17 protein-coding genes are annotated in these 16,256 nt (G+C 34.6%); 15 read left to right on the forward strand and 2 right to left on the reverse strand.

What is annotated here, in order from left to right; all coding sequences use genetic code 11:
- Positions 1 to 57 precede the first annotated feature (57 nt).
- The 4 genes from trpC to trpA all read left to right on the forward strand — a co-directional run bounded on the left by trpC (position 58) and on the right by trpA (position 3,866).
- Positions 58 to 819 carry an indole-3-glycerol phosphate synthase TrpC gene (gene trpC / locus X926_RS04655; RefSeq protein WP_103065213.1) on the forward strand — a complete coding sequence of 254 codons (762 nt, stop codon included), beginning with the start codon at positions 58 to 60 and terminating at the stop codon, positions 817 to 819.
- Positions 816 to 1,439 carry a phosphoribosylanthranilate isomerase gene (locus X926_RS04660; protein WP_103065214.1) on the forward strand — a complete coding sequence of 208 codons (624 nt, stop codon included), beginning with the start codon at positions 816 to 818 and terminating at the stop codon, positions 1,437 to 1,439. Before trpC ends, X926_RS04660 begins: the two co-directional genes overlap by 4 nt.
- 472 nt (positions 1,440 to 1,911) lie before the next feature.
- Positions 1,912 to 3,093, forward strand: a complete 1,182-nt coding sequence (gene trpB, locus X926_RS04665) for a tryptophan synthase subunit beta (protein WP_012209025.1) — start codon at positions 1,912 to 1,914, stop codon at positions 3,091 to 3,093.
- Positions 3,090 to 3,866 carry a tryptophan synthase subunit alpha gene (gene trpA / locus X926_RS04670; RefSeq protein WP_103065215.1) on the forward strand — a complete coding sequence of 259 codons (777 nt, stop codon included), beginning with the start codon at positions 3,090 to 3,092 and terminating at the stop codon, positions 3,864 to 3,866. Before trpB ends, trpA begins: the two co-directional genes overlap by 4 nt.
- 32 nt (positions 3,867 to 3,898) lie before the next feature.
- On the opposite strand, the gene X926_RS04675 is transcribed toward trpA, so the two are convergent.
- Both X926_RS04675 and X926_RS04680 read right to left on the reverse strand, forming a co-directional pair.
- On the reverse strand, positions 3,899 to 4,168 hold the full coding sequence (locus X926_RS04675; protein WP_012209023.1) for an acylphosphatase: 270 nt from the start codon (positions 4,166 to 4,168) through the stop codon (positions 3,899 to 3,901).
- A gap of 13 nt (positions 4,169 to 4,181) precedes the next feature.
- Positions 4,182 to 4,853: a zinc metallopeptidase gene (locus tag X926_RS04680; RefSeq protein WP_103065216.1), complete on the reverse strand. Its 672-nt coding sequence runs from the start codon at positions 4,851 to 4,853 to the stop codon at positions 4,182 to 4,184.
- 462 nt (positions 4,854 to 5,315) lie between these two features.
- Here X926_RS04680 and aroF point away from each other — a divergent pair, with 462 nt between their 5' ends.
- The 11 genes from aroF (at position 5,316) to X926_RS04735 (ending at position 16,252) form a co-directional block, all read left to right on the forward strand.
- The gene (gene aroF, locus X926_RS04685) at positions 5,316 to 6,335 is read left to right on the forward strand and encodes a 3-deoxy-7-phosphoheptulonate synthase (protein WP_103065217.1); all 1,020 of its coding nucleotides are present in this window, start codon (positions 5,316 to 5,318) and stop codon (positions 6,333 to 6,335) included.
- 35 nt (positions 6,336 to 6,370) lie between these two features.
- Complete coding sequence (locus X926_RS04690) at positions 6,371 to 7,213, forward strand: prephenate dehydrogenase/arogenate dehydrogenase family protein (RefSeq protein ID WP_103065218.1); 843 nt, start codon at positions 6,371 to 6,373, stop codon at positions 7,211 to 7,213.
- 31 nt (positions 7,214 to 7,244) lie between these two features.
- A complete protein-coding gene (aroA, locus tag X926_RS04695; RefSeq protein ID WP_103065219.1) occupies positions 7,245 to 8,543 on the forward strand; it encodes a 3-phosphoshikimate 1-carboxyvinyltransferase in 1,299 nt (432 codons plus the stop codon).
- Positions 8,543 to 9,328, forward strand: a complete 786-nt coding sequence (locus X926_RS04700) for a shikimate dehydrogenase (RefSeq protein ID WP_103065220.1) — start codon at positions 8,543 to 8,545, stop codon at positions 9,326 to 9,328. The genes aroA and X926_RS04700 overlap by 1 nt, the downstream gene beginning before the upstream one ends.
- A 1-nt stretch (position 9,329) precedes the next feature.
- Positions 9,330 to 10,436 carry a chorismate synthase gene (gene aroC, locus X926_RS04705; RefSeq protein WP_103065221.1) on the forward strand — a complete coding sequence of 369 codons (1,107 nt, stop codon included), beginning with the start codon at positions 9,330 to 9,332 and terminating at the stop codon, positions 10,434 to 10,436.
- Between the two features lie 11 nt (positions 10,437 to 10,447).
- Positions 10,448 to 11,935 (forward strand): bifunctional shikimate kinase AroK/3-dehydroquinate synthase AroB, encoded by a 1,488-nt coding sequence (gene aroB, locus X926_RS04710; protein WP_103065222.1) that lies wholly within the window; start codon positions 10,448 to 10,450, stop codon positions 11,933 to 11,935.
- Complete coding sequence (aroQ, locus tag X926_RS04715; protein ID WP_103065223.1) at positions 11,932 to 12,360, forward strand: type II 3-dehydroquinate dehydratase; 429 nt, start codon at positions 11,932 to 11,934, stop codon at positions 12,358 to 12,360. Before aroB ends, aroQ begins: the two co-directional genes overlap by 4 nt.
- Positions 12,361 to 12,387: 27 nt before the next feature.
- Positions 12,388 to 13,131, forward strand: coding sequence for an undecaprenyl-diphosphate phosphatase (locus X926_RS04720; RefSeq protein ID WP_103065224.1), 744 nt, complete (start codon positions 12,388 to 12,390; stop codon positions 13,129 to 13,131).
- A 139-nt stretch (positions 13,132 to 13,270) separates the two neighbouring features.
- Complete coding sequence (locus tag X926_RS04725) at positions 13,271 to 13,963, forward strand: lipid-binding SYLF domain-containing protein (protein WP_103065225.1); 693 nt, start codon at positions 13,271 to 13,273, stop codon at positions 13,961 to 13,963.
- A gap of 71 nt (positions 13,964 to 14,034) precedes the next feature.
- Positions 14,035 to 14,973: a class II fructose-1,6-bisphosphate aldolase gene (fba, locus tag X926_RS04730; RefSeq protein ID WP_012208480.1), complete on the forward strand. Its 939-nt coding sequence runs from the start codon at positions 14,035 to 14,037 to the stop codon at positions 14,971 to 14,973.
- 73 nt (positions 14,974 to 15,046) lie between these two features.
- A complete protein-coding gene (locus tag X926_RS04735) occupies positions 15,047 to 16,252 on the forward strand; it encodes an acetate kinase (RefSeq protein ID WP_103065226.1) in 1,206 nt (401 codons plus the stop codon).
- Positions 16,253 to 16,256 lie beyond the last annotated feature (4 nt).

Below are 16,256 nucleotides of genomic sequence, written 5' to 3' on the forward strand. Positions count from 1 at the left end.
GGGCAGCGGGGCGAAGGGGCGCTAAAATAGTGAAAAATTCTGATAAAGGAGGAAATGATGTATTTAGAAAAAATAGTAGAAACAAAAAGGGAAGAAGTAGCAAAGCTAAAAGAAAAGAAAATCTCCTTAAAAGACACCTTCAAAAAAGGAAAATTAACTTTAATAGCGGAAATCAAAAAAGCCTCGCCAAGTAAAGGGATCATTTCAACGAATTTTGACCCACAAAGGCAGTTAGAGTTATATATAAAAGGTGGTGCAGATGCTATTTCTATTCTAACTGATGAAAAATACTTTCAAGGTAGTACAAATATTTTAAAAGAGTTAAGAACCAAAACAAACCTTCCTATTTTAAGAAAAGATTTCATAATCGATCCTATACAGATTTACCAGTCATTATTTCTTGGTGCCAACGTTATTTTACTCATAGCTTCAATACTAACAAAAAAAGAGATCTCTGATTTTCTTAAGATATCAAAAGATATTGGTTTAGAAGCTATAGTCGAAGTTCATAACCCCCAAGAATTAACAAAGGTTTTAGATACTGAAACTGAAATCTTGGGAATAAATAACAGAGATTTGAATGATTTTTCTGTTAGCTTACGAAACACAGAAAAACTACTTGAAGAACTTGAAAAATTAGATAAACGTAAGGATTTTTATGTTATTTCAGAAAGTGGGATTAAAGAAAAAAGTGATATCGATTATCTTAGAAGTTTGGGGGTAGATGGGGTATTAATTGGAGAAGCTCTAATGAAAGAAAACGATCCTGTTTCGAAGATTGGAGAACTATTTCCAGAAAAAAGGAGCAATTTACAGTGATTAGGATAAAAGTTTGTGGAATCACAAACATTGAAGACGCTATTAACATATCCGAAGCCGGGGTAGATGCTTTAGGTTTCATTTTAGCTGAAAGCCCAAGAAAAATTGAATTATCAAAGGTTCTTGAAATATCTAAAGAGTTACCCCCCTTTGTAAGTAGGGTAGCTGTAGTAGTTAATCCTGTCAAAGAAGAAATTGAAAAAATTGAAAGAAGTAAAGTATTTGATTACGTTCAATTTCACGGATCAGAAGACGTAAATATAATTAAAAATTGCAAGTTAAAAACAATAAAAGCTATTAAAATTGAAAATAAGAGTTCTTTGGAAGAAATATCCAAGTACAATGATTTTGTGGATTACTTCTTATTTGATACAAAAATTGGTGAAAAGATAGGTGGTACAGGGCATACTTTCAATTGGGAGATTTTAAAAGAAGCTAATATAAAAAAACCGTTCATCTTAGCGGGTGGTTTGAGCCCAGAAAACATAGTTGAAGCTATAAAAACGATTAAACCCAATGCTGTTGATCTAAACAGCAAAGTTGAATTGTATCCAGGTAAAAAAGATATTAGGTTAATAAAAGAAACTATCGATAGGATAAATTCTATCAAAATAAAATAATAAAATTAAAAGGGTGGGAAGCGGGGCGAAGGGTCTTTAACGCACGTTTTAGAAACAAGATTTTGATTTTAAAAGGGTCACAGGGCGGAGCCCTTTTGCAGCTTTGTGCAAAATGTTTTTTATAAAGCTTTAGAAGTAACTTCCAAATTCTCATTTGCGCAGCATTTTGCAGCCTTATGCAAAACGCCTTGTTCATAATTCCTTTGAAATAATTTCCAAATTCTCATTTGCGCAGCAAATGATGCACGGGGATCTTAAGGGGTTTACCCCTTGTTTGCTGCACTATGCAAACTGTGTTTTTAGATGAATTTGACTTTGAACTTGGTTTTGGGGATCTTAAGGGGCGAAGCCCCTTAATGTATGGGTTTATGGGACCGCAGGTCCCTTTCTAAAGAAGGGTGGGAAGCGGGGCGAAGGGGTGCTATAACAAACTTTTTAATTGCAAAAAAATAAAAAAGGAGGATGAAATTTTATGAAAAAAGCTTATTTTGGTCAGTATGGAGGTAGATACGTTCCAGAGACGTTGATTCCAGCGCTCGAAGAGTTGGAGGAAGCTCACGAAAAATATTCAAAAGATCCTGATTTTATAAATGAATACCAAGGTTTGTTGAAAGATTACTGTGGAAGGCCCACCCCTTTATATTTTGCTGAAAGATTCACCGAATATCTTAATGGTCCAAAAATATATCTAAAAAGAGAAGATTTAAACCATACGGGGGCGCACAAAATTAATAACGCGTTGGGGCAAGTATTACTTGCAAAAAGAATGAATAAAAAAAGAATAATAGCAGAGACTGGTGCAGGCCAGCATGGTGTGGCAACAGCAACCGCTGCAGCTAGATTTGGGTTGGAATGTATAGTTTACATGGGGGCAGAAGATATCAGAAGACAAGCGCTCAATGTATACAAAATGAGGATGTTGGGAGCAAAAGTAGTGCCTGTATACAGCGGTAGCCAAACTTTAAAGGAAGCCATAAATGAAGCTATTAGAGACTGGGTTACAAACGTAGAAAACACCCACTACGTTATAGGTTCTGTTGTAGGACCACATCCATATCCTAAAATAGTTAGAGATTTTCAAAGGGTTATTGGTGATGAATCTAAAAATCAGATTTTAGAAAAAGAAGGAAGGTTGCCTGATTATATAGTTGCATGTGTTGGCGGAGGTAGTAACGCTATGGGTATATTCTACCCTTTTATAGAAGATAAAGATGTTGAATTGATAGGAGTGGAAGCTGCAGGAAAAGGATTAGAAACTGGCCAACATGCCGCTTCTTTAACTGCGGGGAAAATAGGCGTCCTTCACGGGAGTAAATCTTACGTCTTACAAGATGATGACGGTCAAATTCAACTGGCATATTCTATTTCTGCAGGTTTAGATTATCCGGGTGTGGGACCTGAACATAGTTATCTACATGATGAAAAAAGAGCTCAGTATGTATCGATAACAGATGAAGAAGCGTTGAAAGGTTTTGAACTTTTAACGAAATTGGAGGGAATCATCCCAGCATTTGAAAGTTCCCATGCAATAGCTTACGCTATGAAAATTGCACCATCACTTGATAAAGATAAAATCATGGTGATAAATCTTTCTGGAAGAGGAGACAAAGATGTCGATTCTTATATAAAACTTGGTAGGGAGGCACTAGAATGAGCAAAATAAGTGAAGTTTTCAAAAATAGCAAGGCTTTAATCACCTATATAACAGCCGGAGATCCGAACTTAGAGGCTACAAAAGAAATTATATTAGAATTGAACAAAGATGGTGTTGATATTATAGAGGTAGGAATACCTTTTTCCGATCCTTTAGCAGATGGACCAATAATTCAAAAAGCAAGCCAAAAAGCTTTAAAAAATGGGGTTACCCTTAAAAAAATTTTTGAAACCTTGAATGAAATCAAAGAAGAGGTTACTTGCCCACTCGTTTTAATGGGTTATTACAACTCAATTCTCAATTATGGTATCGACAATTTTATAACAGAAGCCGTGAATACAGGCATCTCTGGAGTAATAATTCCTGATTTGCCTTTTGACGAAGAAGAGGAATTTTACGCAAAAATAAAAGAAAACGGTATCGATCCTATTTTACTAGTTGCTCCAAATACCTCTGAAGAGCGACTAAAAGAAATCTCTAAGGTATGTTCTGGATTTTTGTATTGTGTATCTATTATGGGAGTAACAGGGGATAGCCAAGCACCTATGGAGCATTTGAAAGAGTATTCACAAAGAGTGAGAAATTATGTTAATATACCTTTAGCTATCGGTTTTGGAATAGATAGCCCAACAAAGGCTAAAAATATTATTGAATACTTCGATGGAATAATTGTGGGAAGTGCCCTAATAAAAATAATCGATGAAAACAGTTATGACAAAGGTAAGTTGCTTAAAGAAATAAAAAGATTTACTAAAAGTTTGAAAGTATGGTGAAAAAAATAGAGGCTACTCGCCTCTATTTTGGTTTAATACTCTATATGGAAACTTCCATAATTCCCTATGGGGAAATCTTCTTCTTGAACATCTTCTAATCTACTGAACCCATTTCCTTGTAAGATGATAGTTTTTAGTTTCAAAACTTTTTCTTTTTCTCCTTGTGCAACCACCTCAACCGAACCGTCGGGTAAGTTTCTAACGTACCCTTCAAGTTGAAGCCTTACTCCATGCACTCTTAAAAAATGTCTTAATCCAACACCTTGAACTCGCCCATACAGTATCCATCTTTTGCAAACCATAGGAAGATATACCTTAATTTCTTGAACGAGCTAACACCAGCATTCTCAAAAGTTGAGCAATCGACATCAACGCAGCTGCCACGTAGGTCAACGCAGCGGCTGATAACACCTTTTTTGCACCTGATACTTCTTCTTTAGACATGCCCATAACGGGTAAAAGTTTCAAAGCCCTACTACTTGCATTGAACTCAACTGGTAACGTTATAACTGAAAATAAGACCACGAAAAGAAACAAGAAAATTCCTGCATTCAGTAAGAAAGGTGTAGAAAAAATTAGTCCAATGAAAAAGATAATCCACGCCATATTAGAACCAAAACCTGCCAACGGTACTGCCAGATTCCTAAGAACTAAAGGTTTATAACCCTTAGCATGTTGTATAGCATGACCTGCTTCGTGAGCCACAACTCCTAATGCCGCTATAGACGAACTGTTATAAGTGGAGTCAGAAAGTCTCAAAACTTTTTTTGTAGGGTCATAATGATCGCTCAAAGTACCTCTTACTCTTTCGACTTTAACATCATATAACCCAACGGAATCAAGTAATCTTCTGGCAAACATATAGCCTGGCTCTCCAATTGATGCCTTTACCCGAGAATATTTGTTGAAAGTACTGCTAACTCTACTTTGAGCCCAGATAGCTAATATCAATGGTGGTATCAACAACAACATAGTAGTATAATACATGACTATTCACCTCCATTTACTTTGTAAATAAGCATTTTAAATCTATACTTCATAAAAAATTTTAGCACCTTTTCATTTAGTCTATTTTACAGATGTGTATACTTTTATACCTATTAATTTTGAATTACGGAGAAAAAAATCTTTTGAAGTTGACAAAAATCTTTTTTCTTGATAAAATAAATTTAAAGGAAAGTTGAGGAGAGAGCATAAATGGTTACAAAGGTCTTAATCGAAAATGAAAATAAATATTATTGGTATTTTAGCAAGACACCCATTTTGGTGGCTTTGTTTTGTCGTATAAAAACATAGTCCGCAAAGATTCCAAAATGGGTGTCTACTCTTTTAGTAGGCACCTATTTTTTTTACAGATACTTTAGAAATAAATTAAGGGGGCGAAGGGGCGCTAAAACAAGTTTTAGAATCTCTAAAGACAATATTTTTAAAATTCGGAGGTGAATTCTGGTGGTAATTGTAATGGAGGAAAATGCAACAGAAGAGGAAATCAGAAATGTTATTAAAAAAGTGGAAGAAGTAGGTTTTAAAGCTCATCCTGATAAAGGAGAAAATCACACGATCGTTGGGGTAGTAGGAGAAGGTGACAGGGAATACATTTTAAGCAACATTGAAACATTCCCGGGGGTTGAAAGGGTTGTAGAGATAACTCAACCTTTCAAATTAGCAAGTAGAACATTCAAATCTAAAGATTCAATATACGACATAGGAGGGATAAAAATAGGAGGAGAAAATTTTTTAACGATTGCTGGACCTTGTGCAGTCGAAAGTAAAGAACAGGTTTTAGAAACCGCTCTATTCTTAAAAGAGAAAGGGGTTAAATTCCTAAGAGGTGGAGCTTATAAACCAAGAACTTCTCCATATTCTTTTCAAGGCTTAAAGGAAGAAGGATTAAAAATTCTCAAAGAAGTAAGTGAAGAAACTGGTCTAAAGATAGTTACAGAAGTTATGGACACCAGAGAGGTCGAGTTGGTTTCAAGATATGCTGATGTTTTACAGATAGGAACAAGAAACATGCAAAATTTTGCGCTTTTAAAAGAAGTAGGTAAGCTCAACAAGCCAGTTTTACTTAAAAGGGGTCTATCAGCTACATATAAAGAATTTTTAATGTCAGCAGAATATATCATTTCTGAAGGGAACAACCAAGTTATACTGTGTGAAAGAGGAATTAGAACATTTACTGATGAAACCAGAAATACCTTGGACATCAGTGCAATACCTGTAATCAAAAGATACAGCCATTTACCTATTATAATCGACCCAAGTCACGCCAGTGGAGATTGGAGATACGTCGCTCCTCTATCAAAAGCTGCTGTAGCCGCTGGTGCTGATGGATTAATAATAGAAGTCCATCCGGATCCTAAAAACGCTCTCTCTGACGGTAAGCAATCTCTAAATTTTGAGCAATTCAGTGAATTAATGGATCAAATAAAAGCCTTATTAGAAATAGACAGTAAAATCTTAGCCTGAGACACAAACAACGTTGTTATTGGGAGGAACGATTAATGTTATTCGACACCGCGATAATTGTTGGCACTGGATTGATTGGAACTTCATTAGCATTAGCCTTTAAAGAAACAAAAGAAGTTAAAAATATCATTGGATACGATATCGATAATAACTCTTTAAAAGAAGCTTTAAAGTTAGGAGCTATCGATGAACCTGCCAAAATATCAGAAATTTCAAAAGCGGATTTAATAATTTTTGCAACGCCAGTAGAAAGTATAAAAAGTATTTTACATGATACAATTAGTCTAGTAAAAGAAAATACAGTTATAACCGATGTGGGTAGTACTAAATATGAAATTATGCAACTCTTTGATACTTTTAAAAACAAAAGGGTCAATTTCATAGGAGGTCATCCATTGGCAGGATCAGAAAAGTCTGGTCCATTAAACGCCAAGGCGAATTTATTCAAAGGCAAAAAATATGTATTGATAAAAAGTGCTAATTGTGACCAAGTATATTTTAATAAGTTTGAAAGGTTGATCACAAAAATCGGAGCCATTCCAATAATAATAGATGCTAAAACTCACGATGAAATTCTTTCAACAACAAGCCATTTGCCGCAGATAACTGCTTATTATCTAGTAAAAACTCTGATGAATTTAAAAGAAGATAATGAAAATTATCTAAAATTAGTCGGATCTGGTTTTAAAGACACAACAAGATTATCAAAAAGCGATCCCCAAATGTGGATCGATATATTCAAACAAAACAAGGAGAATATACTAGATTCAATTGAGAACTTTGAAAAAGAGTTAAATGCCTTCAAGAAGAATTTAATCGAAGATAAATACAACGAAATAAAAGATGATATGATCAAAATAAGTAAATTCGAGTTGTAAAGGCAAAAAAACTCAATATTGGGAGGAAAAGATGAAAATTGAAGTAACTCCAACAGAAAATATAAATGCAGAGATCACCCTACCAGGTGATAAATCAATATCACACAGGGCACTAATCATTGGTTCCCTCGCTGAAGGTGAAACAAAAATACACAATTTTTTAAGTTCTGAAGATACCTTAAGTACGTTAAATATATTAAATTCAATAGGCGCCAGTATCAAACAAATTAGCGAAGATGAGGTAATTGTAGAGGGTAAGGGAAAGGATAATTTCATTGAACCATCAAACGTTCTAAACGCAAAAAACTCTGGAACCACAATGCGCTTAATGATGGGTGTATTATCGGCTCAAAATTTTTACAGTGTAATTACAGGGGACGACTCTTTGAGGGAAAGGCCTATGAAAAGAGTCATAGATCCACTAAGTAAAATGGGTGGACGTTTTTTTGCGAGGAAAAATGGCGAATTTGCTCCCATCACAATATTGGGTACGAAAGATATATCCCCCATTGTTTATAAAACCCCAGTTGCAAGCGCCCAAGTTAAATCGGCAATTTTGTTGGCAGCTTTGTATGCGAAAGGAGAAACTCAAGTAATAGAACCTGCCAAATCTCGTGATCATACTGAAAGGATGTTAAAATATTTTGGTGCTGATATCGCTCAAAAAGATACAACCGTTGTTATCCAAGGTCTCACTAAAAATCTTGAAGGTCGGGAGTTCTTTGTACCGGGTGATCTATCATCCGCATCCTTTTTCATAGTTGCTGCCCTTATAACAAAAAACTCGACGTTATTGATAAAAAATGTGGGAATCAACCCAACTAGAACTGGCATATTATCCGTGTTGAAGATGATGGGAGCGGATATAAAGATAATCAACGAAAAAACATTAAACAATGAGCCAGTTGGGGATTTACTCGTAAAAAGTAGTTCGTTAAAAGGTGTTGAAATAAAAGGTGAGATGATTCCTTTGATTATCGATGAAATCCCTATACTGGCGATAGCTGCTACCCAAGCGAAAGGGAAAACAACTATAAAAGACGCAAAAGAATTACGTTACAAAGAAACAGACAGAATAAGAGCAATCACCAGAGAATTAAAAAAATTAGGCATAGATATTTTAGAAAAAGAAGATGGTTTTGATATAATTGGCAATCAGAAAATACGAGGAAACTGTACTTGTGAAAGTTACAACGATCATAGAATAGCCATGTCACTTGCTATAGCCGGATTGATAGCAGATAATCCTATAGAAATTGATAATTTTGAATGCGTGAATATATCTTTCCCAGAATTTACAGAGATTTTTGAGAAGATAAGGAGTATATGATGAAAAAATTTGGATTATTAGAATACCCCCACAAAGAAAGCTTATCAAAAAAGGTTTTTAATGAATACTTTAAAAAAGCTCATATCGATGCTGTATATGAAGATATAGTCATAGTACCTGATAATTTTGACGATGAAATTATCAAATATATTGATTCTTACGATGGGCTCAACGTTACGGTTCCATTCAAAGAAAAGGTGATTAAATACGTCGAACCTGTTGAAGAAGCTAAAGAAATAAATGCGGTTAACTGCATTTTCAATAATAAAGGTTACAACACAGATTGGAAAGGCTTTTATAACTCGTTAAAATCATCGATGCTGCAAGAACCAGTACTTTTAGTTGGAGCGGGTGGTGCGAGCAAATCCATCATCTACGCTTTGTCAAAAATGGGTATAAAAAAGTTGTTTCTTGTAAATCGAACGGTTGAAAAAGCAGAAAAATTAAGAAAGATTTTCTTGTCAAAAATAGATATAAAAATTGAATCTTTTGATCGCCTACAAAGCATAATCCTTAGTTCTAAAACCTTCATAAACGCCACTTCTATTGGAATGTTTGGAGAATCATTTAATTTAGAAGTTAGAGATCTTTCTAATCTATCTTTAATTTACGATATTGTTTACAATAATACCCCTCTTCAAAAGATTGCAAAAGAAAATAGTGTCAAATGTATAGATGGACGTACTTTTTGGTACCATCAAGCAATTGAAAATTTGAAGATTTGGCAGATTTATACACCAGAAATATTCGATGAAACATTCAAAACTTTTGCTCGAGGTGAATAAAATGCAAGTAAAGATAGCTGGAGATTCACATGGTCCACAGATGATTGGATTAATAGATGAAATACCAGCAGGGTTAAAGATAGATATAGAAAAAATAAACACAGATCTAAGAAGAAGACAGTTAGGGTACGGCCGGGGGAACAGGATGAAATTAGAAAAAGATGAAGTAATCATCGTTTCCGGATTATGGGAGGGAATAACTACTGGAGCTCCATTGGTTTTAATTATAAACAACAAAGCAAAAAATCCCATTAAAGAAGAAAGACATATTCCAAGGCCTGGACATGGGGATTATTCCTGTTGGTATAAATACAGATTAGATGACTTGAATATATACACGGAAAGAAACAGCGCGCGCTGGACAAGTGTACTCACTGCGATAGGGAGCGTTGCCAAACAATTTCTTGAAAATTTCGGTATTACAACGATGAGTTTTGTAAAATCGATCGGAAAAGTCAGTGTTGAAGAAGAAAGGTTCGAAGAAATCCAAAAAGATTTCACTTACTATATTCAAAAAAGAAATGAATCGGAAGTTCAATGTCCTTTTGAAGATATTTCTGAAAAAATGATGGAAGAAATAAAAGAAAATGCCCTAAAAAAAGCAACCACCTTGGGAGGCAGTGTAAAAACATTCGCCACAAATGTGAAACCTGGATTGGGAAGTTACGCCGATGTTTTGAACAGAGTTGATTCAAAAATAGGAAAATACTTTATGTCGATCCCTTCTGTGAAAGGGGTTTTTATAGGCAAAGAAGATGTAAGTATACCTGGCTCTGAATTCCAAGATCCTTTCAAAGTTGAAGATGGTATTATACACAGAACAAAGAATTACGCAGGTGGCATAGAAGCAGGGATAACTAATGGAGAAAATATAATAGTTACTACCTACTTCAAACCTATTTCTACACTTGCAAATCCTCTTCCTTCTGTTGATCTTAAAACCAAAGAACCAAAAGAAGCACCTTATATAAGATCTGATTCTGTTGTTATTCCCGCAGCGACTGTAATAACAGAATGTACTCTAGCTATTATATTAATGGAAGAAATTATAGACGGATTTGGAAACGATAATATTGAACTCATAAAAGATAGATACTTCAAGAAATAGGGTGATATTCGATGAAAATCTTCTTGGTAGGTATGATGGGGTCAGGTAAAACAACCCTCGCAAAAAAGATTTCAAAAGTTCTTTCCATACCCCATATCGACATAGATGAAGAAATTGAAAAAAATGAAAATCTTAAAATAAAAGACATCTTTGAAAGATACGGTGAAGAATACTTCAGGAAATTGGAAACCGACATTCTCGAAAAATTAGCAGAAAACACTCAATCCTTAGTTGTATCAACTGGAGGAGGAATAATTTTAGCCGCTAAAAACAGAGCCATATTGAAAAAAGAAAATGCCTTATACCTGAAAGTGGATCCTGAAAAGCTTAAAGATCGCGTAAGTTTAGAAAATAGGCCCCTTCTAGCAAACAACAAAGAAAATATTATAAAGATATACCAAGATCGAAAAGAATTGTATGAACAATTCAAAACGGTAGATATCACAAATTTAACCGAATGGGAATCGGTTGCCAAAATTCTCTACCAATACGATATCAAAAACGATGCTGAAATAGATTCATCTTTTCAAAAAGTATCAATAAATGCAGGAAGCCTGAAGTCTCTCCCCTCAGATTCGATAGTTTTTACCAGCGAAAAGGTCAATGAACTATACGGAGAATACCTACCACAGAAAAAACTTGTCTTACCAAATGGGGAAAAAACAAAAGACATTTCTTTTGTAATAAGGGCTTACGAATATCTCCTTGAAAACAATGTCTCTAGAGATAATTTGCTTCTTGGGATTGGCGGAGGAACTATAACCGATTTTACGGGTTTTGTTGGCTCCACTTACAAAAGAGGAATGAAATTTTCTTTTTACCCTACCACACTTCTTTCTCAGATCGATGCCGCAATAGGGGGAAAAAATGGAATAGATTTCAAAAAATATAAAAATGTCGTTGGAACAATAAACCTACCCAAAGAAGTGGTTATAGATCCACTTTCTATATTATCCTTAGATGAAGAAACATTCATAGAAGGTTTAATCGAAGGTTATAAAATGGCATTGATCTCAGGGAATGATTTTTATGAGTATTTTAAAGAGAATTTGCAAGAAATACTTAACAGGAATCTAGATAAATTATCTTTTTTTATTAAAAGATCCGTAGAGGAAAAACTTCGTATAGTGGAACAAGATTTCAAAGATACGGGGTTGAGAAGTTGTTTAAATCTTGGACACACTTTAGGTCACGCCTTTGAAGCCACTACAGGAATCGCACATGGTTTATCCGTAGGATGGGGTTTGATCAAAGAAATAGAATTTTTCTACAAGAAAAAATATTTGAAAGAAAAAGATTATCTAGAAATTAAAGACACATTAGAAACACTTGTTCCTGAAAAAGTTAAAAACATTCAAATAGGAGAAAAAGACATATATTATTATTTATCAAATGACAAAAAAATAGGCGCAAATAAAAAAATAAAACTGCCAATTTTAAAGTCACCAGGAAATATTATAATAGAAGAAATCAAAATAAAAGAAGGTGAAATCTTTTGATTCTGATAATAAATGGACCTAACTTGAATATGTTGGGGAAACGTCCTAAAGATATCTATGGAGCTGAAACTTACGAAGACTTAAAAAACCAGATAAACCATTTTGCACAAAATAATAGTATAGATGTGGAGTTTTTTCAATCAAACTCAGAAGGCCAAATCATAGATAGAATTCAAAAATTGGATTTTGAAGCTTTAATAATCAATCCAGGTGCTTATACACATTATTCTTATGCGATAAGAGATGCCTTGGAAATTGTAAATGTGCCGAAAGTGGAGGTTCATATAACAAATATCATGGCAAGGGAAAGTTTTAGGCAAACATCTGTTACCTCTTCCTCATGCGATGGGGTCATATCTGGACTAGGATTCTATGGATATATATTAGCTTTAGAATATCTAAAAGAAAAGTTGAAAAACAATTAAAAAATCTATCATACTAGGAGGTAAAAAGTGAGAGAAATCATTTTAGGAATCGTACAAGGTCTAACGGAATTTCTACCAGTATCCAGCTCTGGACATCTTGCAATATTTTCATCATTCATGGACATCGATACAAATGTACCGTATTTCGCTCTTCTTCATTTAGCCACCTTTTTTGCCGTATTGTTCTTTGTTTGGAAAGAAGTTGTCAATTTGATCAAGGGACTCTTTAAATGGGAAAAAGAATCACTTACTCTAATCCTTAAATTAATCATTTCCTCAATCCCAGCTGCTGTTGTAGGTTTTACCTTGGAATCTTTGATCGAATCAGCCTTTTCTTCTCTTAATTTGATAGGGATTTTTTTAATAGTGACGGCCATCTTTTTATTAATTTCTGACACACTAAAAGGTAAAAAGAGTTTAACACAGATAACTTATGTTGATGCCTTGATTATAGGTCTCATGCAAGCCCTTGCAATATTTCCAGGGATATCTAGAAGCGGTGCAACGTTGTTCGGTGCTCTTTTAATGAAAACAAAAAGGGAAGATGCCCTAAAATATTCCTTTTTGATGAGCCTTCCTGTAACCTTTGGGGCGGGTATTTTTGAAATAAATAAGGTTACTTTTTCTCCTTGGGTAATTTTAGGAGGGTTGTTTGCGTTCGTGTTTGGTTTGTTTGGTCTGTATCTACTGAAAAAAACGGTACTGGTTGGAAAACTAAAATATTTTTCATATTATTGTTTTGCTATCGGACTCGTAGCCATTATTATTTAGTAATAAATACATCGTTTTTAAATAATCTTTTTATTTGATATAATATTAAGAGAGAATCGAAAAAGTAAAAATTTTTATTAGACTAATCAGCCTTAAAGTTTCTAAACAAAGTAAAGTTTTAAAAGCGAGGGGATGAAAAATGAAAAAAAGTATTTTAGCAACTCTCATTATCCTACTGTTTTCATTTAGCTTATATGCCACTGCTCAAGATACCGTAGAAGAAGCTCTCTTAGCTGTAGAAGAGTTATTATCAAAACCAGATAGCGGAGCTTTTGTTCAATTAGTAGAATTGTCAGAAGGCTTAGTAATCTTTCCTACATTTTATAAATTGGGTTATGTGGTTGGTGGACAGTATGGTGAAGGCATTGTATTAAGAAAAGACAGTGAAACAGGAAAATGGTACGGGCCGTCATTTGTAAATATATATGGATTAAGCTGGGGAGCACAAATAGGAGTACAATCCGCAGCGTTAATCTTAGTTGTAATGAATGAAAAAGGAATGGAAGGGTTCATGGGAAACAACTTTACCTTAGGAGGTTCAGTTGGTATTTCTGCTGGACCATTGGGTAGACAGCTTTCTGCAGATTTAGATTATAAATTACAAGCCTCCATTTATTCTTATTCAATTGCAAAGGGCTTCTACGCTGGAGTGTCTGTTGAAGGGGCTTACATAAGAGCAGATGATAATGCGAATGAGGATTATTATAATGAACCTCTTTCACCTGAAGAAATTTTAAAAGAAAAAGAAGTTGATAGCGAAGCAAAAGAGCTTGTAGAACTACTAGAAAAGGCGGTACTAGAAAGACAATTAAAAGATAAAGAAGTAACTTAAAAAGGGCGCTACTAAAGTTTTAGAGACTCTAAAAATAATAACAAAAATTCAATAAAAGGAGGAAACAAATTATGCCTTACGTAAATACAAAGGATATTTTAGAAAAGGCGAATAAGGAATACTATGCGGTTGCAGCTTTCAACATTAACAATCTTGAGTTTCTCCAGGCTATAGTTGAAGGAGGGATAGAGAAAAAATCTCCTCTGATAATCGAAACAAGTGAAGGGGCAATGAAGTATGCTGGCATGGGTGATCCTTTGAGAGGAGCAAGCCTGTTTGTAAAAATGGTTAGAGAGTTTGCAGATTCTTTAGATATACCAATCGCTCTGCATTTAGACCACGGGAAGAATTTTAAATATATAATATCCGCAATTAAAGCTGGTTATTCATCTGTAATGATAGATGCATCTGATAAACCATTGGAAGAAAATCTAAAAGCCACAAAAGATATTGTAAGAATAGCTCATGCAGCAGGTGTTTCAGTGGAAGCAGAATTAGGAAAGTTAGCTGGAATAGAAGACAACGTTGCTTCAGCTGAATCTGTTCTAGTTAATCCCGATGAGGCGAAATATTTTGTAGAGGAAACCCAAGTTGATTTTCTAGCTCCGGCTATTGGCACTTCCCATGGAGCATTTAAGTTTAAAGGAGAAGCTAAATTAGACTTTGATAGATTGAAAAAAGTTAAAGAATTGACAAAAATGCCTTTGGTACTACACGGTGCTTCAAGTGTTGTGCAAGAAATGGTCGAAATAGCTGAAAATTATGGAGCTGATTTCGGAGGATCAAAAGGTGTACCCTCAGATATATTGAAAGAAACCGTTCGATTAGGTATAAATAAAGTAAATACAGATACTGACCTTAGGATGGCTTTTATTGCAGGACTAAGAGAATTCTTGCAGAACAATCCCAAAGAGTTTGATCCTAGAAAATACATGGAAACGGCAAAGTCTTATGTGAAAAAGGTTGTTTCAGATAGATTGGAGCTTTTAGGTTCTGCTAATAAAGCTTGATTTAAAGTACAGCCATGGCTTCCATGGTTGTACTTTTTTATTTTAACCAAAAATATTAACAGGAGGATTTCGAATGAAAATACTAGTGATCAACTCCGGAAGTTCATCCTTAAAATATCAAATATTAGAAATGGAAAACGAAAGTTGTCTGGTTAAAGGGTTGGTTGAAAGAATAGGGGAACAAGAATCAGATATTGAACAAGAAAACGAAGGAAAAGAGTACAAAAACATAACCAAGATAAAAGACCATGAAGAAGCGTTGAAAAAAGCTATGGAATTGATCACTGATCCTGAATATGGATGTTTAAAAGAATTAAATGAGATAGATGCGGTTGGGCACAGGGTAGTACATGGAGGAGAAGAGTTTTTCTCTTCCGTACTGATAGATGAAGAAGTTATTAAAGCTATAGAAGAGAACTCTGATCTTGCTCCTTTACATAACCCTCCCAATTTGATGGGCATAAGAGCAGCTAAAAAATTATTACCCAACGTACCTCAAGTAGCGGTATTTGATACATCATTTCACCATTCGATGCCAGAGAAAGCGTACATGTATGGTTTACCTTACGAACTTTATCAAAAATACAAGATAAGACGTTATGGATTTCATGGGACCAGTCACAGGTACGTATCTCAAAAAGCTTCTGAGATATTAAAAAAAGATATGAACGAATTAAAGATGATAACGGCACATTTAGGTAACGGTGCATCTTTAGCTGCAATTAACAGAGGAAAAGTGATCGATACATCGATGGGCTTCACACCTTTGGAAGGATTGATAATGGGAACAAGAAGCGGAGATATAGATCCAGGAATAGTTTTTTTCCTTATAAGAAAAGGCTACAGCGTAGACGAAGTGGACGATTTGTTGAACAAAAGAAGTGGTGTCTACGGTTTGAGTAAAACGAGCAACGACATGAGAGACATCAGAAAAGGAATAGAAAATGGGGATAAAAAGGCAAAGTTGGCATACGATGTGTATGTATATCGCTTAGCAAAATATATAGGAAGTTATATAACCGCACTAAAAGGGTTAGATGTGCTGGTATTCACAGCGGGTGTGGGAGAAAATGACGAACATGTAAGAATGGACGTCTGTGATTACTTAGACTTCTTTGGAGTTAAAATTGATAAAGAAAAAAATACTTTGTTGAATAGAAAAAACGGAATTATCTCAGCTTCGGATTCTGATGTTGACATTTTAATAGTAAAAACTGATGAGGAATTAATGATAGCTCAAGATACTAAAAGAATAGTGGAAGAAGTGAACGAGAAATAGTAAT

The organism is Petrotoga sp. HWHPT.55.6.3, assembly GCF_002895495.1.
In the GTDB taxonomy this organism is placed as follows: Bacteria; Thermotogota; Thermotogae; order Petrotogales; family Petrotogaceae; genus Petrotoga; species Petrotoga mobilis.